At 74.2% G+C, this 22,954-nt stretch carries 23 protein-coding genes; 10 read left to right on the top strand and 13 right to left on the bottom strand.

The window, feature by feature from the left end; translation table 11 throughout:
• Positions 1-98: 98 nt before the first annotated feature.
• Entirely contained in the window at positions 99-1,028 is a 930-nt protein-coding gene (gene rsmI / locus AC6CH6_RS06580) for a 16S rRNA (cytidine(1402)-2'-O)-methyltransferase (protein ID WP_498254506.1), read from the bottom strand.
• 78 nt (positions 1,029-1,106) lie between these two features.
• Here rsmI and AC6CH6_RS06575 point away from each other — a divergent pair, with 78 nt between their 5' ends.
• Positions 1,107-2,750 carry a dolichyl-phosphate-mannose--protein mannosyltransferase gene (locus AC6CH6_RS06575; protein WP_498254505.1) on the top strand — a complete coding sequence of 548 codons (1,644 nt, stop codon included), beginning with the start codon at positions 1,107-1,109 and terminating at the stop codon, positions 2,748-2,750.
• 9 nt (positions 2,751-2,759) lie between these two features.
• On the opposite strand, the gene AC6CH6_RS06570 is transcribed toward AC6CH6_RS06575, so the two are convergent.
• The 5 genes from AC6CH6_RS06570 to AC6CH6_RS06550 all read right to left on the bottom strand — a co-directional run bounded on the left by AC6CH6_RS06570 (position 2,760) and on the right by AC6CH6_RS06550 (position 6,988).
• Entirely contained in the window at positions 2,760-3,782 is a 1,023-nt protein-coding gene (locus tag AC6CH6_RS06570) for a TIGR01906 family membrane protein (RefSeq protein ID WP_498254504.1), read from the bottom strand.
• Positions 3,783-3,944: 162 nt separating this feature from the next.
• A complete protein-coding gene (locus AC6CH6_RS06565; RefSeq protein WP_498254503.1) occupies positions 3,945-5,237 on the bottom strand; it encodes a L,D-transpeptidase in 1,293 nt (430 codons plus the stop codon).
• Positions 5,238-5,385: 148 nt separating this feature from the next.
• Entirely contained in the window at positions 5,386-5,733 is a 348-nt protein-coding gene (locus tag AC6CH6_RS06560) for a hypothetical protein (RefSeq protein ID WP_498254502.1), read from the bottom strand.
• A gap of 116 nt (positions 5,734-5,849) precedes the next feature.
• Positions 5,850-6,443, bottom strand: coding sequence for a DUF3499 family protein (locus AC6CH6_RS06555; RefSeq protein WP_498254501.1), 594 nt, complete (start codon positions 6,441-6,443; stop codon positions 5,850-5,852).
• Positions 6,444-6,457: 14 nt separating this feature from the next.
• A complete protein-coding gene (locus AC6CH6_RS06550) occupies positions 6,458-6,988 on the bottom strand; it encodes a WhiB family transcriptional regulator (protein WP_095650442.1) in 531 nt (176 codons plus the stop codon).
• Positions 6,989-7,299: 311 nt separating this feature from the next.
• Between AC6CH6_RS06550 and AC6CH6_RS06545 the strand changes: the two genes are divergently transcribed.
• A complete protein-coding gene (locus tag AC6CH6_RS06545; protein ID WP_498254500.1) occupies positions 7,300-8,091 on the top strand; it encodes a TIGR03089 family protein in 792 nt (263 codons plus the stop codon).
• A gap of 10 nt (positions 8,092-8,101) precedes the next feature.
• On the opposite strand, the gene AC6CH6_RS06540 is transcribed toward AC6CH6_RS06545, so the two are convergent.
• Positions 8,102-8,749 (bottom strand): GtrA family protein, encoded by a 648-nt coding sequence (locus AC6CH6_RS06540; protein ID WP_498254499.1) that lies wholly within the window; start codon positions 8,747-8,749, stop codon positions 8,102-8,104.
• A 295-nt stretch (positions 8,750-9,044) separates the two neighbouring features.
• On the opposite strand from AC6CH6_RS06540, the gene AC6CH6_RS06535 reads away from it, so the two are divergent.
• From AC6CH6_RS06535 to AC6CH6_RS06520, 4 genes are all read left to right on the top strand, one after another.
• Positions 9,045-10,208, top strand: coding sequence for a 5-(carboxyamino)imidazole ribonucleotide synthase (locus AC6CH6_RS06535; protein ID WP_498254498.1), 1,164 nt, complete (start codon positions 9,045-9,047; stop codon positions 10,206-10,208).
• A 136-nt stretch (positions 10,209-10,344) separates the two neighbouring features.
• Positions 10,345-10,830 carry a 5-(carboxyamino)imidazole ribonucleotide mutase gene (gene purE / locus AC6CH6_RS06530; RefSeq protein WP_368810711.1) on the top strand — a complete coding sequence of 162 codons (486 nt, stop codon included), beginning with the start codon at positions 10,345-10,347 and terminating at the stop codon, positions 10,828-10,830.
• Positions 10,831-10,896: 66 nt separating this feature from the next.
• Positions 10,897-12,513, top strand: coding sequence for an LCP family protein (locus tag AC6CH6_RS06525; protein WP_498254497.1), 1,617 nt, complete (start codon positions 10,897-10,899; stop codon positions 12,511-12,513).
• A 55-nt stretch (positions 12,514-12,568) separates the two neighbouring features.
• Complete coding sequence (locus AC6CH6_RS06520; protein ID WP_498254496.1) at positions 12,569-13,588, top strand: lipid II:glycine glycyltransferase FemX; 1,020 nt, start codon at positions 12,569-12,571, stop codon at positions 13,586-13,588.
• A 10-nt stretch (positions 13,589-13,598) separates the two neighbouring features.
• Here AC6CH6_RS06520 and AC6CH6_RS06515 read toward each other — a convergent pair whose 3' ends face one another.
• Together AC6CH6_RS06515 and glpX are read right to left on the bottom strand one after the other, a co-directional pair.
• Positions 13,599-14,774, bottom strand: a complete 1,176-nt coding sequence (locus AC6CH6_RS06515) for a hypothetical protein (protein WP_498254495.1) — start codon at positions 14,772-14,774, stop codon at positions 13,599-13,601.
• Positions 14,775-14,975: 201 nt separating this feature from the next.
• Positions 14,976-15,923 (bottom strand): class II fructose-bisphosphatase, encoded by a 948-nt coding sequence (gene glpX, locus AC6CH6_RS06510; protein ID WP_498254710.1) that lies wholly within the window; start codon positions 15,921-15,923, stop codon positions 14,976-14,978.
• Between the two features lie 293 nt (positions 15,924-16,216).
• On the opposite strand from glpX, the gene AC6CH6_RS06505 reads away from it, so the two are divergent.
• From AC6CH6_RS06505 to AC6CH6_RS06495, 3 genes are all read left to right on the top strand, one after another.
• Positions 16,217-16,927: a DUF4245 domain-containing protein gene (locus tag AC6CH6_RS06505; RefSeq protein WP_498254494.1), complete on the top strand. Its 711-nt coding sequence runs from the start codon at positions 16,217-16,219 to the stop codon at positions 16,925-16,927.
• Positions 16,924-17,574, top strand: a complete 651-nt coding sequence (locus AC6CH6_RS06500; protein WP_133411511.1) for a carbonic anhydrase — start codon at positions 16,924-16,926, stop codon at positions 17,572-17,574. The genes AC6CH6_RS06505 and AC6CH6_RS06500 overlap by 4 nt, the downstream gene beginning before the upstream one ends.
• A gap of 77 nt (positions 17,575-17,651) precedes the next feature.
• Positions 17,652-19,073, top strand: coding sequence for a class II fumarate hydratase (locus tag AC6CH6_RS06495; RefSeq protein ID WP_035927125.1), 1,422 nt, complete (start codon positions 17,652-17,654; stop codon positions 19,071-19,073).
• A gap of 105 nt (positions 19,074-19,178) precedes the next feature.
• On the opposite strand, the gene AC6CH6_RS06490 is transcribed toward AC6CH6_RS06495, so the two are convergent.
• The 3 genes from AC6CH6_RS06490 to AC6CH6_RS06480 form a co-directional block, all read right to left on the bottom strand.
• Complete coding sequence (locus AC6CH6_RS06490) at positions 19,179-19,424, bottom strand: acyl carrier protein (RefSeq protein WP_498254493.1); 246 nt, start codon at positions 19,422-19,424, stop codon at positions 19,179-19,181.
• A gap of 115 nt (positions 19,425-19,539) precedes the next feature.
• Entirely contained in the window at positions 19,540-20,010 is a 471-nt protein-coding gene (locus AC6CH6_RS06485; RefSeq protein ID WP_498254492.1) for an NUDIX hydrolase, read from the bottom strand.
• A 61-nt stretch (positions 20,011-20,071) separates the two neighbouring features.
• Positions 20,072-20,596: a prepilin peptidase gene (locus tag AC6CH6_RS06480; protein ID WP_498254491.1), complete on the bottom strand. Its 525-nt coding sequence runs from the start codon at positions 20,594-20,596 to the stop codon at positions 20,072-20,074.
• A 66-nt stretch (positions 20,597-20,662) separates the two neighbouring features.
• On the opposite strand from AC6CH6_RS06480, the gene AC6CH6_RS06475 reads away from it, so the two are divergent.
• Complete coding sequence (locus AC6CH6_RS06475) at positions 20,663-21,418, top strand: hypothetical protein (RefSeq protein ID WP_498254490.1); 756 nt, start codon at positions 20,663-20,665, stop codon at positions 21,416-21,418.
• A 139-nt stretch (positions 21,419-21,557) separates the two neighbouring features.
• On the opposite strand, the gene phoH2 is transcribed toward AC6CH6_RS06475, so the two are convergent.
• Positions 21,558-22,907 (bottom strand): RNA 5'-3' helicase PhoH2, encoded by a 1,350-nt coding sequence (gene phoH2, locus AC6CH6_RS06470; RefSeq protein ID WP_017832410.1) that lies wholly within the window; start codon positions 22,905-22,907, stop codon positions 21,558-21,560.
• Between the last annotated feature and the right edge of the window lie 47 nt (positions 22,908-22,954).

Genomic DNA, 22,954 nt, shown 5'->3' with positions numbered 1-22,954 from the left:
GCGTGTTTCCGCACCGTGTCCCCGTCCGCTCCCGGGGGTCAACTCGGCCTCACCGGGGCGCGGCGCGCCTGTGAGGCGGCGCCCGGGCCGGATGGTCCCTATGCCTTGCGGGCGGCCAGCACCGTCTCGTAGAGCTCCCGCTTGCCCACGCCCGTGCGCTCGGCCACGCGGCCGGCGGCGTCCTTGAGCCGGGTGCCGGCGGCCACGAGCGCCTCGACCTCGGCCACGAGGTCCTCGGGTCGCGCGGCCTCGGGGGCGGGGGCGCCGGCGACGACGACGGCGATCTCCCCGCGCACCTGCCCCTGCCCGCACCAGTCCACGAGCTCGGTGAGCGAGCCCCGCACGACCTCCTCGTGCAGCTTGGTGAGCTCCCGGGCGACGACCGCCCGGCGGCCCGGGCCGAACGCGTCCCGCAGCGCGGCGAGCATGACCTCGAGCCGGTGCGGGGCCTCGTAGAAGACCATGGTGCGCCGCTCGCCGTCGAGCTCCGCCAGCCGGGTGGCACGCTCCGAGGACTTCCGCGGCAGAAAGCCCTCGAACGTGAACCGGTCCGTGGGCAGCCCGGACACGGCCAGTGCCATGAGCACCGCCGAGGGGCCGGGGATCGCGGTCACGGTCAGGCCCTCGGCGGCCGCGGCCTCCGCGAGCCGGTAGCCGGGGTCGGAGACGGTGGGCATCCCGGCGTCGGAGAGGACCAGCACGGTGCCGCCGGCGCGGACGGCGTCGAGCAGCTCGGCGACCCGTCCGGCCTCGTTGTGCTCGTGGTGGGTGAGCACCCGTCCGCGCGTGGTGACCCCGAGCCCGGCGGTGAGCCGGCGCAGCCGCCGGGTGTCCTCCACGGCGAGCACGTCCGCGGTCTCGAGGGCCGCCCGCAGCCGGGGCGGCGCGTCCCCGAGATTGCCGATCGGGGTGCCCGCCAGGACCACCTGCCCGGGACCCGCGGCGGCGCCGGCGGAGGCGCCGGTCGGGGCGTCGGGGGCGTCGGTGGGGGCGTCGGCAGGAGTGTCGTCGTGGGGTCGCGTGTGCACGGGTCCACTCTACGGCGCGCCCCGAGGGCCCTCCCCGCGGCTCAGCGGGCGCCGGGACGCGTCCCCTACGATGACACCGTGAGTTCCTCGGTGCGCGCCCCAGTCCTGGCGCCGGAGCCTCGGCCGGCGGCACCGGTGGGCACCCTGCGCCGGTCCCTGGCCCCCGCCGCCCTGCGGGAGCGGCTGCTGCCGGGCCCCGCGGCGGTGGCCCGGTTCGCGTGGCTGGGGCCGCTGCTGGTGGTCCTGCTCGGCGGGCTGCTGCGCTTCCACCGGCTCTCCCACCCGGACGCGATCGTCTTCGACGAGACCTACTACGTGAAGGACTCCTACTCGCTGCTGCTGCACGCCTACGAGCGGCAGTGGCCGGAGGGCGCCGACGAGCTGTTCGTGGCGGGCACCCCGCCGGAGGCCCTGGCCACCCCCTCCTACGTGGTGCACCCGCCGGCCGGGAAGTGGCTCATCGCGTTCGGCATGTGGCTCTTCGGCGCCGAGGACCCGCTGGGGTGGCGCTTCTCCGCGGCCCTGGTCGGGACGCTGTCCATCGCACTGGTGTGCGCCGCCGGGTGGCTGCTCTTCCGCTCGGTCACGGTGGCCACGCTCGCGGGGCTGTTCACCGCGGTGGACGGGCTGCACCTGGTGCAGTCCCGGCTCGCGATGCTGGACGTGTTCCTGATGTTCTTCGTGCTGCTCGCGTTCGTCCTGCTCCTGCTGGACCGGGAGCACGGGCGCCGCCGCCTGGTCGCCCGGCTGGGGGTGGCCCCGGGCCGCGATGTCCCGGAGGCGGAGCTGCGGCGCCGCCTGGAGTGGGGGCCGTGGCTGGGCGTGCGCTGGTGGCGGATCGCGGCGGGCGCGGCCTGCGGGCTCGCCGTGGGCGTGAAGTGGAGCGCCCTGTTCCTGGTGGCCGGGCTGGGCGTGCTCACGGTGCTGTGGGACCTCAACGCCCGCCGGGTGGCCGGGGTGCGGCGCTGGCTGCTCGCCGGGGTGCTCAAGGACGGCGTGCCCGCGTTCTTCGCGGTCGTCGGGACGGGCCTGGTGGTCTACGTGTCCACCTGGGCGGGCTGGTTCGCCTCGACGGACGCCTACGACCGCACCTGGGCGCAGCAGCACCCGGGCGAGGGCCCCCAGTGGCTGCCCGCACCCCTGCGCTCGCTGTGGGCCTACCACTCCTCCGCCTACGGCTTCCACAGCGGCCTGGGCACCGAGCACGCCTACGAGGCGCTGCCGTGGCTGTGGCTGACCCTGGGCCGGCCCACCTCCTACTTCTACGAGGACCCGGAGCGGGGCAGGGCCGGGTGCGCGGTGGAGCACTGCTCGCAGGCGATCCTCAACATCGGCAACCCGCTCCTGTGGTGGACGGCGATCGCCGCCGTGCTCGTGGCCGCGTGGCTGTGGGCCGTGCGGCGGGACTGGCGCTTCGGGGCGCTGACCGGTGTGTTCGCCGCCGGGTACCTGCCCTGGTTCCTGTACCCCGAGCGCACCATGTACTACTTCTACGCGCTGCCCGTGCAGCCGGCCCTGATGCTCATGCTCGCCGGCATGCTCGGCCTGGTCCTGGGCCGGCCCGGGGACACCGTGCGGCGCCGGCGCGCGGGTCTCGCGGTGGTGGGGGTGTTCACGGCCGCGGTGCTCCTGCTCAGCGCGCACTTCGCCCCCGTCTGGTACGCGGAGACCGTCGAGTACGACCAGTGGCGGGAGCGGATGTGGTTCACCGCCTGGATCTGACCCGCCGGCTCAGCGACCGGCCAGCCGCCGCTTGAGCTCCTGCCGCCGGCGCACCCGGTCGAGGGCCCGGTGCCGGCGGAAGGCCGTGGGCCAGGTGGCGGCCATGACCGCGAGCGCCCCCAGGAGGGCGAGGCCGGCCACGGCGATCGCGGCGTCCATCCAGAACTGGGTGGGGTACAGCCGGATGAGGGTGTCGGAGGCCCGGAAGGTCCAGGACCCGTCCGCGAAGAACAGGGAGTGGAACAGCGCGAAGAACTGCTGCCAGCCGAGCACCGCGGCGACGGCCAGCGCCACCAGCAGCGCCACGGTCAGCCACGAGCCGAAGAACAGGGCGCCGGAGGCGGCCCCCGGGGCCTTCGCCCGCAGGTAGAGGCACGAGACGAGGCCGAGCAGCGCGAGGACCGCGACCACCGCGAGCGCGGACTGCAGCACGATCTTCACGTCGGTCATGTGCGCGACCTCGGAGCCCAGGAACAGCTGGGCGCCGTCCGCGTCCTGCAGCCCGCCGAGGAACCCGGCCGGGGCCCAGTTCATGACGTAATCCAGTCCGTAGGAGCCGAAGACCATCCGCTCCTCGGTGGAGAAGCCGTAGGAGTCCGCCGGGAAGCCCGGGCGGTGGTACTCCGCCCACAGGAACAGCGGCGTGGCCACCACGCGCACGGCCGCGGCGAGCAGCGCGAGCGGGAGCACGAGCGCCAGGAGGACCTGCTGCAGCCGGGGCAGCCGCGGCTCGTCCGCCAGCGCGTCCCGGCGCAGCGCGGACCGGCGGCGCGCCTCCGCGTCCGGGTCCTCGTCCCCCGCGGCCTCGTCGGCCCCGACGGCGCGGACCCCGCTCCCCGTGCGGCCCGTCCCGGCGCCGCGGCTCCCGCCGCGCCCACCGGGGCGGTCGTCGTCGTGCGCGTCGTCGGGCGCGCTCTCCGCGGGGACGACGGCGGGGAGCAGGCCCGTCCACACGGGCTCCTCGCGCTGCCGGTCGTCCGCGGGCGGGTCTGCCTGCTGCCAGGGGGCCTTGTCGTTGCTGGGGGTGGCCACGGGCGGGTCCTTCGGTCGGAGGGGGTCGGTGGTCCGGGGCGGGCGGGTCCGCTCCGGCCGGTCCCGATCCTACCCACCGCCGGCCCCCTCCCTCACCTGCGGGGGCTCACCTGCGGGGGCTCACCTGCGGGGGCTCACCTGCGGGGGCTCACCGGCGGGGGCTCACCAGTCGCCCTTCCACTCCTCGTCCGCGTAGTGCTCGAGCGGGATGTTCCAGTCGCCGTACCCGTCGTCGGGATCGGCCTGCGGGTAGCCGGTGCCCACGACCTCCACGACGTCCCCGGGACGGAACACGTCGTGGATGAACTTCGCGCCCTCGGGCGGCATGCCCACGCACCCGTGGGAGACGTTGGCGATCCCCAGGACGGGCAGCGCGGAGGGCAGCGCCTGGTGCACGAACTCGCCGCTGGCGGTCAGCCGGGACACGTTGGAGGCCCAGAACGTGTCGTACCAGTGCGGGTCCCCCGGCTCCAGGTCCAGCGAGGAGGCCTTGAACAGGTACGTCGGTGCCTGCTCCATGATGACCTTCTGCCCGGTGGTCGAGGGCCAGTCCGGATTGCCCAGGGTCACGGGGAACGTCCCCGCGACCTCGCCGTCCACCCAGGCGGTCAGCGTCTTGGTCTCGTTGTCCACCCGGGCGTAGTGCTCGGCGCCGGTCGAGAAGCTCCGGCGCAGGTCGTGGTTGCCCACCATGCCGTGGCCCACGTCGAGTCCGAGAAGGTCCAGGGAGACCGTGATCTCCGAGCGCGGTGCCCACTTCTCGGCGGGGCGGTAGCGCAGCGTCGTGTCCGAGTACCAGCGGAAGGCGCCCGCCCGGTCCCCGCCGCCGTCCACGGTGACGGCCTCCTCGACCTGCTCCTTGTGCGCGACGGGCTCGGAGAAGGTGAACTCCAGCACCTGACCGGTGCCGTAGACCCCGCCCTCGGCCACGTTGAGGCGCGCGTCGACCTCGTTCGCCGCGAGGACGGTCGTGAACGTGCTCGTGCCCGTCGTCGGCCCCGTCCCGGAGGCGGCGCTCCAGTGCAGGACGTAGGGGGTGTCGAAGGCCAGGACCGCGGTGCTGGTCCAGGTGCGGCCGTCGGCGGAGAGCTCCCCGGGCACCGGATCCCCGCCGGCGGCCGGCACCAGCAGGACGTCGGTCAGCTCGCCCCCGTCGGCGCGCACCACGACCGGCTCCACGGGGTTGTGCTCGACCGCCGCGTCCGCGGGGGCGACGGTGACCTCGGCCGGTGCGGCCGTGGCCGGCCCGCTCGGGGACGGCGTGGCCGGGACGGTGGTGGTCCGGACGGTGGCAGTCGGGGCGGTGGTGGCCGGCTCTGCCGCGGGCGCCCCGGAGGCCTGCGCGCAGCCGGTGGCGAGCAGGACCGTCACGGCCCCCAGCGCGACCAGGCGCCGGGGGGACGACAGCGCTCGCGGGGCGGGGGGCGCGGGAACCGGGCAGGAGGACAGGGGCATGGGAAGCGGCACCTCGGGCGTCTGGGGGTGGGGGGAACGCTGGGGAACTGCTCCCACGATAGGTCCGCCGGCCGCGCGGGACCCCACCCGCCGCCCATCGGTCACGAATGTTAACGCCTTCGTGACCCCCTGCGACGTGTCCGGTGCGTCAGTGGCCGGGGGTCAGGCAGGCGATGCCGTGGGCGATCGGATAGACCGGGTGCACGCCGTCGCGGAACGGGCGGTCGCTCATCAGCCGGTCGGCGTCCACGGGGATCAGCGTCCCGCCCGTGAGGGGGCACCGCAGGAGCTCGAGCAAACCGGGCGCCAGGGCGACCGCCACGGGGGGCACCGGCTCGGGTTCGGGCACCGGCAGCGCCCAGGGGGCGGGGCGGCGGTCGGTCGGTGCGTCGTGGTGCCGCGCCGGCCTGCTCTCGTGGCGGGTCTCGGTGCGGAGACCGGTGTGGAACTCGGTGTGGAGCTCGTGGGCCGGCTGCGTCGTTGCAGGGACAGTCATGGGGGGACTCCTGGTGCTCCGGGGGGAAGAGCCTTCCGCACCGGACAGGTGCGGTCTGCGGCTCATCCTAGGGGCGGAGCACGGTCACGGTGCGGAACCGGCCGGGGACGCGCGGTTCAGGCCTCAGGCCGGGCAGAGCCCCCGGGCACGGCGGGGCGGCGCAGGTGCGCCCGGTGCAGGGCCGCGGGCACCGGGACGTCGTTCCACGGCATCTCGGGGGCCGGCTCCGGGGCCGGCACGCGGGGGCGCTGCGGGGCCGTCGTCGGGCCGCCCGGCGCGGCACGCTCCGGGGTACCCGCCCGGCCGCCGGTCCGGGGGCTCGTGCGGGTGCTCTCTGGACGCGGCGCGTGCGGTTCCGGCGATGCCGGGGAGGAGGGTCGCGGCAGGGAGACGTCGCGCAGCACAGTCCGCGGGCGGTCGCGGACGGGCGCCGGGGGCTCGCTCTCCCGGACCGCCTCGGCCACGGCGCCGATGTCCTCGCGCCGGGCCCGCGCCTCCGGCGGCTCGAGCCGGACCACGCGCCAGCCCCGGGGCACCGTGAGCCGGTCGGCGTGCACGGCGCACAGGTCGTAGGCGTGGGGCTCCGCGTGTCCGGCGAGCGGGCCGACCACGGCGGTCGAGTCCGAGTACACGTAGGTCAGGGTCGTGACGGCGTCCCGCCTGCAGGTCTGGCGGGAGCAGAGGCGGGTGGGACTGCCGGAGGAGCTCATGGCCCGAAACTACCTCAGCGGGCGAGACGGCGCAGGCGGCGGCGCTCGCGCTCGGAGAGCCCGCCCCAGATGCCGAACTTCTCGTCCTTGCTCATCGCGTAGTCGAGGCACTCCGCCTGCACGGGGCAGGCCTCGCACACGCGCTTGGCGTCACGCGTGGACCCGCCCTTCTCGGGGAAGAAGGCCTCCGGGTCGGTCTGGGCGCACAGCGCGTCGGTCTGCCACGCGAGCTCGCCCTCGTCCTCGTCCACGGCGTACAGCCCGGCCACGGCGCTCCAGTCGGAGCCCTCGTCGGCCGCCGGCGCCTCGAGCAGGTCCAGAGCGGGTGCCGCTCCGGCGCCGGAGAGGTTCTGGACGGCCTCGTGGGCCCGGAGGTAGGCCGTGGCCTGGTCCTCCATGCTCCCGGCCGCTCGGCGGACGTGCCGCTCGGCGGCCCGGGGGTCGACGGGATCCACGAACCAGTCCTCGGGCACCGAGCGCATGCTCAGCCGACGGGCCTCGAGGGGGCTGGATTCCACGACCTGCTGTCGTGCGGCCTCTCCCATGACTTTCCTTCCATCCGACACGATCGCTCGGGTGCGGCGCAGTACGGGGGTCGCCGACCCTGTGCATCCCGGAGAACGTATCCTTGCTGATCGTCTGCCGGACTTCCCAATTACACGTGTGTAACTAGTACGGAGTCAACCCGTCTCGGGTGACCGCCCATGCCACGATATCCGGGAAGAATGTCTTTGGGAGTAGACGTTTTTCCACGTCACGGCCCGATTTTCGACAGGGACGCCGCAGAGGGCGAAGAATGCGGCCCTATACATATGCCGCACCGCCGCCGCGGGCACGGCAGCCACGAGGAGGAACCATGGACACCCCGACACCCCGATCTGTCCCCCGCTTGGTGGACAAGTTGCGCAGCAGCAGCCGCCCGGCCCTGATCTGGTACGGCCGGGACGGCGAGCGCGTGGAGCTCTCGGGGCGGGTTCTCGACAACTGGGTGGCCAAGACCGCGAACCTGTGGGTGGACGAGCTCGACCTCGAGGCGGGCGACGTCGTGGCCGTCGGCGACGAGGTGCACTGGCGCAGTCTCGCGGCCGTCCTCGGCTCGTGGACCATGGGGGCCGCGGTGCGGGTGGTCGATCCCCGCGAGGACGCGGCGGAGCCCGGTGACCGGGCCGTGGTGGGCCTCGTCGACCCGCAGGGGGCGACGCCCCCGCTGCTGGACCGGGTGCCCGCCGGGGCGCGGGCCGTGGTCCTGGACCGGCCGGCGCTCTCGCTCGGCCACTGCGGTGAGCTGCCGGACGGGGACGCCCTCGACTACTGCGCCGAGGTCCGCTCCCACGCGGACGTCTACGACGGCCTCGAGGAGCCGGCGCCGGACGGTGCCGCGCTCCGGGCCGCGGGGACCGACGACGGCTTCCTGCCGCACGACCGGCTGATGCCGGCCGCGGGCGAGCTCGCGGCTGGGCGGGAAAGCGCCTGGGGGACGGCGTCGGCCGTGCACGTGCCGGGCCGGCGGATGGACGCGGAGTTCCTACTGCGCGTGCTGGCCGTGCTGGCCGGGGGCCGGGCCGCGGTCGTCACGGACCGCCCGGCGGACGCGGCCGACGACGGCTGGCGGTCCGTGCTGGCGGCCGAGAACGCCGTCGTGTTCTGAGCGGGACGGCTCAGCGCCCCTCCGCCGGCTCCGTGCTCTCGTGGCTCTCGTGGGTGTCCGAGCCGGGGGCTGCCGCGCTCCCCGCGCGGTGGCGGGCGCCCTCCCGGTGGGGGTGCTGGTGCGCGCGGTGGGGGTGCTGGGTGCCCTCCGCGGGCTGGTGACCCGTGATCAGGGCGATCTCGAGGGCCGCGGTGTCCGCGAAGTTGGGGTCCTCGTCGAGCTCCTCGGCGAACACCCAGAAGCGGTAGGCGAAGTACCGGAAGACGGTGCCGAGGATGGTCCCGATGATCGTGCCGGACACGAAGGACGCGTAGGCGCTGGTGAGACCCAGCACGTAGTAGCTGAAGCCGAGGCAGCCGAGCTCGATGGCCATGCCGATGCCGTTGGCCACGAGGAACTGGACCAGCTCGCGGCGCTTGTCCGACTGGCGCTTGTGCCGGAAGGTCCACAGCCGGTTGGCGACCCACGCGAAGACGATGGCCACGGCCGTCGCCACGAACTTGGCCTTGAGGTGGCCGTCCTCGAACACCGTGTGCATCAGGATCCAGGTGAGCGACGCGTTGATCACGAACGCGAGGGCGCCGACGACGCCGAACTTCATGAGTTCCTTGACGAAGAGGTGCCACAGGGCATCGAAACGGTCGACGAGACGGTTCACGCGGCTTCAGGTCTCCCAGGTGGTGAGGCGGTGGGCGCCGGCCGGCGCGGCGGTCGACGCGCACGGGAGAGCACCCGCGGCGGACCTCGGCACATCCTACCCCGCCCCTCCTGCACGGCACCGGAGAGTTACAGCACAGTCCCCTGGCCGTCGCCGGGCCCGTGGGGGCAGGTACCGGGGTCGAGGCGGGAGGACGACGCCGGAGACCGGGCGGCGGGCGGCCCCGGAGGCAGGGCATCCCGGTCCGCCGAGCGGGCCCGGCGGACCGGGATACCCTGGTCGGGTGAATTCTTCTGTGACCGCCCCTGTCGTCGGCGTCGTCGGAGGCGGGCAGCTCGCCCGCATGATGGCGCCCTCCGCCACCGCCCTGGGGATCGAGCTGCGCGTGCTCGCCGAGGGCCCCGACGTCTCGGCGGTCGCCGCCGTGCCCACCGCCCCCGTGGGCGACTACACCGACCTCGACGTGCTGCGCCGGTTCGCCGCGGGCGTGGACGTGCTGACGTTCGACCACGAGCACGTGCCCACCGAGCACCTGCAGACCCTGCTCGCCGAGGGCGTGGACGTCCGCCCGGGCCCGGACGCGCTGGTGCACGCCCAGGACAAGCTGTGGATGCGCGCGGCCGTGGAGCGCCTCGGGCTGCCGAACCCGCGGTGGGAGGCGGTCGCCGACGTCGAGGAGCTGATCGCCTTCGGGGAGCGCACGGGCTGGCCGGTGGTGCTCAAGACCCCGCGCGGCGGCTACGACGGCAAGGGCGTCATGGTCCTCGGCACCGCCGAGGCCGCCCGCGGCGCCGAGCCGGCGCAGTGGTTCGCCCGCACGGACGGGCCCCTGCTGGCGGAGGAGAAGGTCGGGTTCTCCCGCGAGCTCTCCGCGCTCGTGGCCCGGACCCCCTCCGGCGAGGTGCGGGCGTGGCCGGTGGTGGAGTCCATCCAGGTGGACGGCGTCTGCGACGAGGTGCTCGCGCCCGCCCCGCAGCTGCGTCCCGAGGTCGCGGCCGCGGCCGCGGACGCCGCCCGCACGCTGGCCACCGAGCTGGGCGTGACCGGTGTGATGGCCGTGGAGCTCTTCGAGACCCCCGGCCGCGGCACCGGGTTCCTGGTGAACGAGCTCGCCATGCGCCCGCACAACTCCGGGCACTGGACCATGGACGGGTCCGTGACCAGCCAGTTCGAGCAGCACCTGCGCGCCGTCCTGGACCTCCCGCTCGGGGACACCGGGCTGATCGGCGGGGCCGCGGTGATGAAGAACTACCTGGGCGGGGCGAACCAGGACCTCTTCGGCGCCTACCGGGCGGCCATGGGCGCGGAGCCCCGCGCCAAGATCCACAACTACGGCAAGGCCGTGCGGCCCGGGCGCAAGATCGGCCACGTCAACCTCACCGGCGCCGCGGACGAGATCCCGGAGCTGCGCCGGCGGGCCACCCGCGTGGCGGCCGTGCTGCGCGACGGGCAGGCCTGACCCGCGTGCCTCCCACGGCCCGTCCAGCCGGGACGGATAGCGTAGCCCCAGACCGGACCGCGATGGCGGCCCCCACCCGCCGAGCAGCCCAGGAGCACCAGTGAACGAGAAGCAGCAGCCCGTCGTGGGCGTCGTGATGGGCTCGGACTCCGACTGGCCCGTGATGGAGGCCGCCGCCACCGCCCTCGAGGAGTTCGGGATCGCGTACGAGGCCGACGTCGTCTCCGCCCACCGGATGCCCACCGAGATGATCGAGTACGGTCAGCGGGCGCACGAGCGGGGGCTGCGGGTGATCATCGCCGGGGCCGGCGGCGCCGCCCACCTGCCGGGGATGCTCGCCTCGGTGACGCCCCTTCCCGTGATCGGCGTCCCCGTCCCCCTGAAGACCCTCGACGGCATGGACTCGCTGCTGTCGATCGTGCAGATGCCCGCCGGCGTCCCGGTGGCCACCGTGTCCATCGGCGGGGCGCGCAACGCCGGGCTGCTGGCCGCCCGGATCCTCGCCGCCGGCGCGGACCCGCAGGCCGAGGCCCTGCGCGGGCAGCTCCTGCGCTTCGCCGACGAGCTCCGGGAGACCGCCCACGCCAAGGGCGCCGCCCTGCGCACCCGCCTCGACGGCTGACCCGGGCGCCCGCGCTCCCGCCCTCCCGTCCTTCCCCCTGCCCGCCCTTCCCCGCCGGAGCTGCCCGTGAACGGCCACACCCCCCGCGCTGAGCACGATCCCCGCCCGCCCCACGACCCGTCCGCCGAGGGCTCCCGGTCCCGGGACCTCCCGCCCGACGCCGTGACGGCCGTGCGGGGCGTCGACGACGACGCGGCGAGCCCGCCCCGGCTCACGGATCCGCTGCGCCACCCGCAGCACGCCGGGGACGGCACCCGGGCCCGGCGCGCGTGGACGCTGCTGCTGTCCACGCTCGTGGTCCCCGGCAGCGCGCAGCTCGTCGCGGGCCGGCGGGCCATCGGTCGGGCGGCCCTCAAGGTCGACGTGGTGGTCTGGGCCGCGGCGGCGCTGGCACTCCTGTCCCTGGTGCTGTGGCGCACTCCCCTGGTCTGGTTCCTGACGAACTCGTTCACGTCCCTGCTGCTGATCGCCGGGCTCGTGGCCCTGGCGGTGGGCTGGGCGCTGCTCTTCTTCGACACGCTCCGGCTCATCCGGCCCGGCCTCCTCGTGCAGCGGACCCGCCGCGCGGTGGCCGCGGCCACCGTGGCGCTCATGCTCGTGACCTCCGGCGGACTGGCCTGGTCCGCCTACCTGCTGTCCGTGACGCGCGGTGCGGTCTCGGACGTCTTCGGGGGCGGGCTGCCCTTCCGGCCCGCGGACGGGCGGTACAACATCCTGCTCATGGGCACCGACTCCGGGGAGGACCGCTCGGGCCGCCGCCCCGACTCGATGACGGTGCTCAGCGTGGACGCCGACTCCGGGCGGACCGTGACCATCTCCCTCCCGCGCAACCTGCAGAACGCGCCCTTCCCCTCCGACTCGCCGCTGGCCGACGTCTATCCCGAGGGCTTCGACTGCGGCGACGAGTGCATCCTCAACGCCCTCTACACCGACGTCACGAACAACCACGCCGAGCTCTACCCCGACGCCGCGGACCCCGGCGCCGAGGCCATGAAGGACGCCGCCTCGGGCGTCCTCGGCATCGAGGTCCAGGCCTACGCGATCGTCGAGATGAACGGTTTCGAGCAGCTCGTCGACGCCCTCGGCGGGATCACCATCGACGTCGGCGGGCGCGTCCCGATCGGCGGCGGCACCGACCTGGTGACGGGCCTGCCGAACGAGATCTTCGGATACATCGAGCCTGGCGTGCAGCGCCTGGACGGCTACCACGCCCTCTGGTACGCCCGGTCCCGCGAGGGGGCCACGGACTACGACCGCCAGGCGCGCCAGCGCTGCGTGCAGGCCGCGATGCTCAAGCAGCTCAACCCCGTCAACGTGCTGACCCGTTTCGAGGACCTCGCGAACTCGGGCACACAGGTCGTCGAGACCGACATCCCGCAGAGCCAGATCGGCTCGTTCGTGGACGTGGCGCTGAAGGCCAAGGAGCACGAGCTCGTGCAGTACGCCGCCGGCCCGCCGTACTACGACCCGTCCTTCCCCACCTACCCGGACTTCGACCTGCTGCACGAGGACCTCGACCGGGTGCTCGAAGAGGCCACGGACCGCGGCGCGCGGGACGCGGAGGCCCTGCCGGCCGGCACCCCGGTGGGCTCCGGGCTCGCGATGGCCGCCCCCCTCGCGGCGGCGAAGCCCCTCGTGGGGACGCAGGAGCTCACGCCCAACGGCACCTGCTCGGTGCCCTGACCGGCCCGGACCGCGGGGCACCGGCGGCGCCCCGACGCCCCGGTACAGTGGGGGCGTGGCGAACATACTGCAGTCGAACGCATGGGCCGGATTCCAGCGGAACCTGGGGCACAAGGTGTTCCAGGCCTCCGGGGACGGATGGCGCTACCTCGCGATCCTCGAGGGCGGCCGGACGGGCCGCTACCTCTACTGCCCGTACGGCCCCGAGGCGCGGACCCCGCAGGCCTTCGAGGCCGCGCTCGACGACCTCGCCCGCACCGCACGCGCCGAGCGCTGCTGGTTCGTGCGGGTGGAGCCCGTCGACGCCGCGGTGACGGACGGGCTCGAGACGCCCGAGGCCTCGCTGCGCCGGCGCGGAATGCGCCCGGCCCCCCGGCAGGTGCAGCCCGGGCACACCCAGGTCATCGACCTCACCCAGGACGAGGACGCGATCCTCAAGGACATGAAGTCCACCAACCGCAACCTGCACCGCAACATCGCCAAGAAGGGCGTGACCTTCACGACCTCGACCGACCCCGAGGACGTCGACGTGCTGCTGGGCTTCCTCGAGGCCACGGCCGAGCGCAAGGACTTCGCCCGGCAGCAGGACGCCTATCTGCGCGAGGCCGCCCGCAGCCTCATGCCCGTGGGCGCGGCGGCCCTCTACGTGGCCCGGCTGGACGGCGAGCCCATCGGCGCCTCCCTCGTCTACGACTCCGACGACACCCGCACCTACGCCCACGCCGCGATGGACTTCGAGCACCGCAGGCTCTCGGCGGGGATCCCCCTGGTCGTGCGGATGGTCCTGGACGCCAAGCAGAAGGGCCTGAGCCGTTTCGACCTCTTCGGCACGGCGCCCGAGGACGCCGGCCCGGACCACGCGTGGCACGGCTTCACGAAGTTCAAGAAGTCCTTCGGCGGCCGCCCGGAGTCCTACCCCGGGACCTGGGACCTGCCGCTGAGCCGCGGGACGTACGCCGCGTACACCGGTGTGCGCGCCGCCAGGGAGGCCGCCGTCTCGGCCCGCAAGAGCCTTCCGGGCCTGACCGGCCGGCTCCGGGAGTCCGTCGCCGGGCTGCGCCGCCGGGAGTCCTGAGCGCCCGGTCTCAGCGCCCCGCCGCGTCCCGGAGGGCGGAGATGCTCTCGCCGACCACGCGGCGGGTGAGGTCCCGGGCCCGCCGGGCACGCCCCCGGGCGGGACGGGACGCGCCGTCGTCGTCCTCGGGCACGTCGTCCGGCTCCCCGAGGTCGGGAGACCACGCCGGGGCCGGCTCGCCCAGGCCCAGCTCCGCGGCCACCGCGGTCCCCGAGGCCTCGGCAGCGGCCTCGGCGACGTCCTCCGAGAACTCCCCCGCCGGGCCACCGCCCAGGGCCTTCTCCCAGGGGCCCAGCACCGGGCGCTCCGTCGCCGCCAGCTCGCGGACCACGAGCGGCACCTCCGTCTCGTCCGGGTCGCCGCCGTCGAGGCGCTGCACGCGCCGCTTCTGCAGCTCGACGATCCCGGTCAGCAGCAGCGCGTCGTCCACGCCCAGGTCCCGGCCCCGGCGGGTGAAGCCGAGCCGGTAGATCATCGCCAGACCGCGCGTGTGCACGAACCACAGGTAGCCCAGGGCGGCCTCGCGGCCGTCCTCGGCGGCCTCCGTGGCCACGAGCAGCAGCGAGTCCTCGCCCAGGTCCTCCAGCAGCTGGGTGATGAGCCGGGTCCGCAGCCCGATGTTCGCGAGGACCCGGCTGCCCGCCGTGACCTCCCGCACCGTCACGCCCGGGGTGCGCAGTGCCGTGCGGCAGCGGTCCAGGGTGGCCTCCGAGAGCCGCCGCGAGAGGTCCCGCTCGGTCTCCCCCAGCACCACCTCCAGCCGCCGGGGCTCCTCCGGCCCGGCGTCCGCGGCGGGCCGGGTGAACCCGGCGGCCTCCAGCGCCTCCGGGGTGCCGGGCGCGCGCAGGGTGTCGGCCTGGAAGCGCAGCAGGACGGCCGAGTGCTCCTCCCGGGCCCAGTCGGCGAGGGCGGCGGCGACCACGGGCAGGTCCTCGGGCCGGTGGACGTGGCAGTGCACGGTCCCGGCGACCACGCGCTCGGCCTCGGAGCGCAGGTAGAGCTGCGCGTAGCCCACGGTGCGCTGCTCGGCGTCGTGGACCATGACGCGGTCGACCCGCAGGCCGGGGCCCTCGGCGGAGACCTGGGCCTCGCCGATGCCCCACAGCTGCTGCGGGTGCCCGCCGGTCACCCGGACGGTGGCGTCCCAGGTCTTGCGGTTGGGACAGGGGCTGACCGTGGTGCTCACGTGGGGATCCTCCTCGTCACCCGGGCGCTCCGCCCCGGCTGGGGGACCGCGGTCGGCGCCCGCAGTTCGGCCTCCAGTCTAGGGCCGGGAGGGCTCGCGACCGGCCCCGGACACGGTGCGACCGGGACGGCAGGACCCCCGCACCGGTGGTCGGTTCGGGGGTCCTGTTCACAGCTGTGCGAGCCGGGCTCGGCGTCGGGCTCAGTGGCGGGCGTACTTCTCCCACTTGGCGGCCAGGTGCTCGGCCTCGACCATCCGCACGGTCCCGGAGCGGGAGCGCATCACGATGGACTGGGTGGTGATGCGGCTGCCGCGGTAGCGCACGCCGCGCAGCAGGTCCCCGTCCGTGATGCCCGTGGCGGAGAAGAAGCAGTTGTCCGAGGTGACGAGGTCGTCGGTGGTCAGCACGGCGTCGAGGTCCAGCCCGGCGTCGAGGGCCTTCTGCTTCTCGTCGTCGTCCGTGGGCGCCAGCCGGCCCTGGATGATGCCGCCGGTGGCCTTGACGGCGCACGCGGTGACGATGCCCTCCGGGGTGCCGCCGATGCCCATCATGACGTCCACGCCGGTGCCCTCGCGGCACGCCGCGATGGCCCCGGCCACGTCCCCGTCGAGGATCATCCGGGTGCGGGCGCCGGTGGCGCGGATCTCGTCGACGAGCTTCTGGTGGCGCGGACGGTCCAGCACGCACACGGTGAGCTGGTTGATCTTGATGCCCTTGGCCTTGGCCACGAGGTGCAGGTTCTGCTTGACGGGCAGGCGCAGGTCCACGAAGTCCGCGGCCTCCGGCCCCACCACGAGCTTGTCCATGTAGAAGACCGCGGAGGGGTCGAACATCGACCCGCCGTCGGCCACCGCGATGACGGCCAGGGCATTGTTCATGCCCAGCGCGGTGAGGCGGGTGCCGTCGATCGGGTCCACGGCGACGTCGGAGGCCGGCCCGGAGCCGTCGCCCACCTGCTCGCCGTTGAAGAGCATCGGGGCCTCGTCCTTCTCCCCCTCGCCGATGACCACGGTGCCGTTGAAGTGCACGGTGGAGAGCAGCGCGCGCATGGCGTCGACCGCGGCCCCGTCGGCGGCGAGCTTGTCGCCGGCGCCCACCCACTGGCCCCCGGCGATCGCCGCGGCCTCGGTGGTCCGCACCAGCTCCATCGCCAGGTTGCGGTCGGCCACGTTGTTGGAGCGCGCCTGGATCGTTCCGGTGGATTCTTCGGCCACGTTGTTCCTCACCTTCGAGTTCACGTTCTTCGGGACCCCCGGGCCGGGCTCGGCCGCGGGTGCGGTCCACGTCCCGCCCAGCATATCGCCCGGGGCCCCGCGGACCGCGACCTGGGCCACATTGCGGCCGGGTGCGTCCGGGCGGGTCCGGGGCGGAGGGAGCGGGGGCGGCGGACAGGGGGGCGGGCGCGGCGGACAGGGGCCGGCGGACAGGGCACAATGGACGGGTGAGCTCCTCGACCCCCGACCGTCCCGCAGAGCACCCCTCGGCAGAGCACCCCGCGGCCGCCGGCCCCGGCACCGCGTCCGGCCCCGAGGCCGCCGAGGCCCCGGAGCAGCCGCTCCCGCAGATCACGGAGAAGCAGGCCCGGCGGCTCAACGCCCCGGTGCAGGGGATGATCATCTCCATGGCGGTCCTCCTCCTGCTGGTCCTGCCGTTCGTGTGGCTCCAGCCCCGCCCCGACGCCCAGCCGTACCGCCCCGACGTCGACGTCGCCCAGGAGGCGGACTACGTCGCGGACGAGGCGCCCTTCACCCCGGTCGTGCCGGAGCCGGGCGAGGACTGGACCGCCAACTACGCCCGGTGGAACGGCGGCGCCGCCGAGGGGGTGCCCTTCTGGGAGATCGGCTGGGCCACCCCGCAGGGCAGCTTCATCGGCCTGGTGCAGACGTCCATGGCCAACCCCACGTGGCTGGCCCAGCAGGCCGAGGCCGTCCCCGCCACCGCGACGGTCGACGTGGGCGGCGTGCCGTGGGACGTCCACGTCCGGGAGGAGTCCCGGAACCAGGACGCCCTGACCGTGTACACCGGTGAGGTCAACGGCTCCACCGTGGTGCTCAAGGGCGACGCGCCCGGCGCCGAGCTGGACCAGCTGGCCGCCGCCGTCGCCGAGGACCTCACCGACGCCCCTGCCCCGCGAACCACGGAGATGCCATGACCCCCGACACCCGCCCCGACGACACCTCGCCCCGCACCCCGGCCGCCGCCTGGCAGCGCCTGCGCGAGGGCAACGCCCGCTTCGTGGCGGGCGAGTCCATGCACCCCAACCAGGACGCCTCCCGGCGGCAGTCCGTGGCCGGCGGGCAGAACCCGTTCGCCGTGATCTTCGGCTGCTCGGACTCGCGGCTGGCCGCCGAGATCATCTTCGACCTCGGCCTGGGCGACGCGTTCGTGGTGCGCACCGCCGGGCAGGTCATCGACGACGCCGTGCTCGGCTCGATCGAGTACTCGGTCGCGAACCTCGGCACGCCGCTGATCATGGTCCTCGGCCACGACTCGTGCGGGGCCGTGACCGCCGCGCACGACGTCGCCGGCTCCGGGCAGATGCCCCGCGGCTTCCAACGGGACCTCATCGAGCGGATCATGCCCTCCGTGCTCGAGACCCAGCGCCACGGCCACCAGGACGTCAACGCGGCGGTCGTGGAGCACACCAAGCAGACGGCGTCCCGCCTCATGGAGCAGTCCCGGGTGATCGCGGACGCGGTCTCCAACGGCGAGGTCGCCGTGGTCGGCGTCTTCTACCACCTCGAGGACGGCGAGGCGGAGCTCGTCCACGGGCACGGCACCTGGCTTCCGGGCCGCTGAACCGGGCGCCCGGCACGGCGGCCGTCACCCCGGGTCGCCGTGCCGGGCGTCACCCGGCGCTGTCCTAGACTGGCGCCATGGCTGATACCACCGCAGAGACCACCGAGTACCGCATCGAGCACGACACCATGGGCGAGGTCCGCGTTCCCGCGAACGCCCTGTACCGCGCTCAGACCCAGCGTGCGGTCGAGAACTTCCCCATCTCGGGCAAGCCCCTCGAGCCCCAGCACATCGTCGCGCTGGCACAGATCAAGAAGGCCGCCGCCAAGGCGAACGCGGAGCTGGGGGTGCTCGACGACGAGCGCGCCCGCGCCATCGCGGACGCCGCGGACAAGGTCGCCACGGGGCAGTACGACGAGCACTTCCCGATCGACGTCTTCCAGACCGGCTCCGGGACGTCCTCCAACATGAACACCAACGAGGTGCTGGCGACGCTCGCCAACCAGGCGCTCGAGGGCACGGACGTCGAGGTCCACCCCAACGACCACGTCAACGCCTCCCAGTCCTCCAACGACGTCTTCCCGACCTCCGTGCACGTCGCCGTCACGGGCGCACTGATCAACGACCTGGTCCCGGCCATGACGCAGCTCGCCGAGTCGCTCGAGCGGAAGGCCGCGGAGTTCCAGGACGTCGTGAAGTCCGGGCGCACCCACCTCATGGACGCCACGCCGGTGACCCTGGGCCAGGAGTTCGGCGGCTACGCCGCGCAGGTCCGCTACGGCATCGAGCGGGTCGAGTCCTCGCTGCCGCGGGTGGCCGAGGTCCCGCTGGGCGGCACCGCCGTGGGCACCGGCATCAACACCCCCGCCGGCTTCTCCGCCCGCGTCATCGAGCTGCTCGCCGAGGAGACCGGGCTGCCGATCACCGAGGCCCGCAACCACTTCGAGGCCCAGGCCAACCGGGACGGCCTGGTCGAGGCCTCCGGCCAGCTGCGCAACGTCGCCTACAGCTACATGAAGATCAACAACGACCTGCGCTGGATGGGCTCCGGCCCCAACACCGGCCTCGGCGAGATCCTCATCCCCGACCTCCAGCCCGGCTCCTCGATCATGCCCGGCAAGGTCAACCCGGTGATCTGCGAGTCCACCATCCAGGTCTGCGCGCAGGTGATCGGCAACGACACCACCGTCTCGCTGTCCTCCACCAACGGGGCGTTCGAACTCAACGTGGGCATCCCGGTCATGGCCTCGGCCCTGCTGGAGTCCATCCGGCTGCTCGCGAACTCCTCGCGCGTGATGGCGGAGAAGATGATCGACGGGCTCGAGGCGAACACGGAGCGCTGCCGCTTCCTCGCCGAGGCGTCCCCGTCCATCGTGACCCCGCTGAACAAGGCCATCGGCTACGAGGCCGCCGCGAAGATCGCCAAGCACTCCGTGGCGAACAAGATGACGGTGCGCGAGGCGACCATCGCCCTCGGCTACGTCGAGAACGGGCAGCTCACCGAGGAGCAGCTGGACCGGGCGCTGGACGTCACCACCATGACGGGCCCCAACGCCTGACCCTGCGCTCCCGGCGCACCGAGGGGTCGCGTCCGGACGGAAATGCTGCGGCATTCCCTCCGGACGCGACCCCTCGCGCCGTGCGGCGGCCGATTTCGGCCCCGGTCAGGAGGTCACGGCCGGGCCGGACTCGTCGGACTTGGAGAGCTCCTTGATGAACTCGTGGCACCTCCTGGCGCGCTCGGCGTCCTGGCTCATCACCTGCTCGAAGAACTCGGCGATGTCGTCCCGGCCGGCGTTGCGGGCGTCCCGCACGTACTGGCCGTAGTCGTGGCCTGCCTTGAGCGAGTGGTACTGCACGGAGACCAGGTCGTAGGTCACGTCGTCGAAACCGGTCTGTCCTGCGGGCATGTCGTTCCTCCTTGCTCGTTCGCGCTCGTCGGATGGACGTCTCCGAGTCTAGGATCGCGTGTCGTCCGTCACAAGTAAGCACACTTTGTTTCTGCTCGCCGTGCCGCGGACCGGCTCAGACCACGAAGCGGGGCGGGCCGCTGTGCGCCCGCGCGGCCCGCAGCCGCTCGAGCTGGTGGGGCGGCATCGGCGGGAGCTCGTCCGGGGAGTACCAGCCGACCTCGAGCGACTCGTCGTCGTTGACGCGGGCCTCGCCGGAGACCCAGCGGCAGCGGAAGGTGTGGTCCAGGAACTGGCAGCGGTCCCCGTTGGGATACTGCACGGGTTCCCCCGCCTTGACCGCCACGAGCTCCTCCACGACGGCGACGACGCCGGTCTCCTCCAGGCACTCGCGCACCGCCGTGACCGCCGGCTCCTCGCCGGGCTCCACGATCCCGCTCACCAGCCCCCAGTTGCCGTTGTCGCTGCGCCGGGCCAGCAGCACCCGGCCGTCCTCGCGCAGCACCACGGCGGTGACGGCGGGCAGCCACAGGAGGTCGTGGCCGATCTTCTCCCGCAGGGACAGGACGAACTCGGGGGTGGGCATGCGGGCTCCTCGTGGGGCGTCTCGGGGTGGGGTCCGGCCCATTCTGGCAGGCCGGCGCGGGTCACAGCAGCAGGAGGACCCCGAGGGCCCCGGTGATCATGGCGGGACCGAACGCCACCCGGGAGCGGGCGTCGACCCGGCCGAGCACCACGAGCACCGCCCCGGCCAGACCGCCGAGCACGAACCCGGCCGCCGCCCCCAGCGCGGCGTGCCAGACGGAGACGAAGCCCAGGCACATGCCGAGCAGACCGGAGAGCCGGACGTCGCCCATGCCCATCCCGGCCGGGTGGAGCATGCGGAGCAGGACGTAGAGCCCGCCCACGACCACCAGGCCCCACAGCATCCACAGCAGCCGGACCGACTCGCCGGCCACCACCGCCGCCCCGCCCAGCAGCACCCCGCACACGGGGTACAGCGGGCGCACCACGCGGCCCGGCAGCCGGTGCTCCCGCACGTCGGTGCGCCACAGCCACGCGCACGCGACCACGAGCACGGCGGCGCCGAGCAGCGCGAGCGCCCCGGCGGCCCACCCGGCGACGTCCCCGCGGGTGAACTGCTCGGTCAGGAAGGTGCCCACACCGGGCATCGTAGCCCCGGCCCCCGCCGGGACGGGGCGCCTGTGGACGCGCGGGGCCCTCCCTAGACTGGGGTCATGCACCGCTCCCCCGTCCCCGCGCCCACCGACCAGGACGAGTTCTGCGCGCTCAGCCGCTCCTCTCCGTGGCGCTGGGACACCGTGCGCTTCGTGCTGTCCTGGCCGGCCCCCGCGGACGCCGCGCCCCGCCGGCCCGTCCGGGCCTGGGTCCGCCGCCCGGACGGCCTGCGCGTCGAGGCCCTGAACGGCACCCCGCTCTACACGGCCACCACGCGCGAGCAGTCGCGCGACGACTTCTACGTCGCCTCGACCTCGGCCTCGTGGCTGCTCGCGCCGCAGCTGGTGGCCCCAGTGTTCACGGACTCCGGGCTCGTCGAGCGCAGGCCCGAGGCGGCCTACGGGGACCCCGTCTTCGGCGGCGGCCGCTGGCAGGCCATCCTCGACCCGGTCGAGCTGGCCGGGGACGCCCCCGTGCCGCCCTATCTCCCGGAGCGGCGGCCCTGCACGGTCGAGGACGTCGGCACCGGCACCCACCACGGGCGGCCCGTGCGCGGCGCCGTGGTGGTCCCCGGCCACGCCTACACCCCGACGACGCCGGGGCACCCCCTCGCCCCGGCCCGCACCCGGGTGCTCCTGGACGAGCGGACGGCCGTCTGCGTCCGCTCCGAGGTGCTCGAGGGCCCGCTGGCCGGCACGGGCCACGACCTGCGGATCGAGGCGGTGGACGAGTACTTCATCGACGACCTCTTCCGCTCGGTGCCCCTGGACCTCACGGACGTGAGCAGGCACCTGCCTTGGCCCGTCGGCCCCTGAAGCCCCCGAGGGACTCGAGGCCCTCCGGGTGTCAGGGGTGTTTGGGGGGTCCGGCGCCCGCAGGACCCGGCACGTCCGAGGCCCCGCCACCCGGTCAGGGCGGCGGGGCCTCGGGCGTCGAGCCGGGGAGAGCCGTGGCTCAGCTGTCCAGGTCGCCCAGCACCTCCGTGACCAGGGCGGCGATCGGCGAGCGCTCCGAACGGGTCAGCGTGACGTGGCCGAAGAGCGGGTGGCCCTTGAGCGCCTCGACCACGGCGGTCACCCCGTCGTGGCGGCCGACCCGGAGGTTGTCGCGTTGGGCGACGTCGTGGGTCATGACGACCTTGGAGTTCTGCCCGATCCGGGACAGCACGGTGAGCAGCACGTTCTTCTCGAGGGACTGCGCCTCGTCCACGATCACGAAGGCGTCGTGCAGGGACCGGCCGCGGATGTGCGTCAGGGGCAGCACCTCGAGCATGCCCCGGTCGAGCACCTCCTCGACGACCTCCTGCGAGACCAGCGCCCCGAGGGTGTCGAACACCGCCTGGCCCCACGGGTTCATCTTCTCCTCCTCGGAGCCGGGCAGGTAGCCGAGCTCCTGACCGCCCACCGCGTACAGGGGCCGGAAGACCATGACCTTGCGGTGCTCCCGGCGCTCCATCACCGTCTCCAGGCCCGCGCACAGGGCCAGGGCGGACTTGCCGGTGCCGGCGCGTCCGCCCAGCGACACGATGCCCACCTCGGGGTCCAGCAGGAGGTCGATCGCGAGCCGCTGCTCGGCGGAGCGCCCGTGCACGCCGAAGACGTCCCGGTCCCCGCGCACCACCCGGGCGGAGCCGTCGGCGCGGACCCGGGCCAGGGCGCTGCCGCGCACGGAGTGCAGGGTCAGGCCCGTGTTGGCCGGCAGCCCCTCGGCGCCCGGGACCACCACGGCCTCGCCGCCGTAGAGCCGGTCCACCACGTCGTCGGGGACCTCGAGGGCCGCGGTCCCGGACCACTCGACGTCGGAGCCGACCCACTCGGCCCGGTACTCCTCGGCCTCCAGGCCCAGGGCGGAGGCCTTGACCCGCATCGGCAGGTCCTTGGAGACGATGCACACGTCCTTGCCCTCGTTGGCGAGGCTCAGCGCCACCGCCAGGATCAGGGAGTCGTTGTCCTTGAGCCGGAAGCTCACCGGCAGGACGGTGTCCGAGACGTGGTTGAGCTCCACCACCAGGCTCCCGCCCTGGTCCCCGAGGGGCACGGGCCGGTTGAGCCCGCCGTGCTCCACGCGCAGGTCGTCGAGCAGCCGCAGGGCCTGCCGGGCGAAGTAGCCCAGCTCCGGGTCGTGCCGCTTGCCCTCCAGCTCGGTGATGACGATGACGGGCAGCACCACCTGGTGCTCGGCGAAGCGCAGGATCGCCCGGGGGTCGGACAGCAGCACCGAGGTGTCGATCACGTAGGAGCGCACCCCGGCGCCCAGGGGGGCGGAGATGTCGGTGATGCGCTCCTGCTTCTTGGAGATGCTCATGGTGGCCCTTCCTCCTCGGTCCGGCGGGCGGCGTCAGCGCCGTCCAC

The organism is Kocuria sp. GQ42 (genome assembly GCF_059758435.1).
Note: the sequence above shows the minus strand (reverse complement) of the source record. Positions and strands in the feature narration are given on the sequence as shown.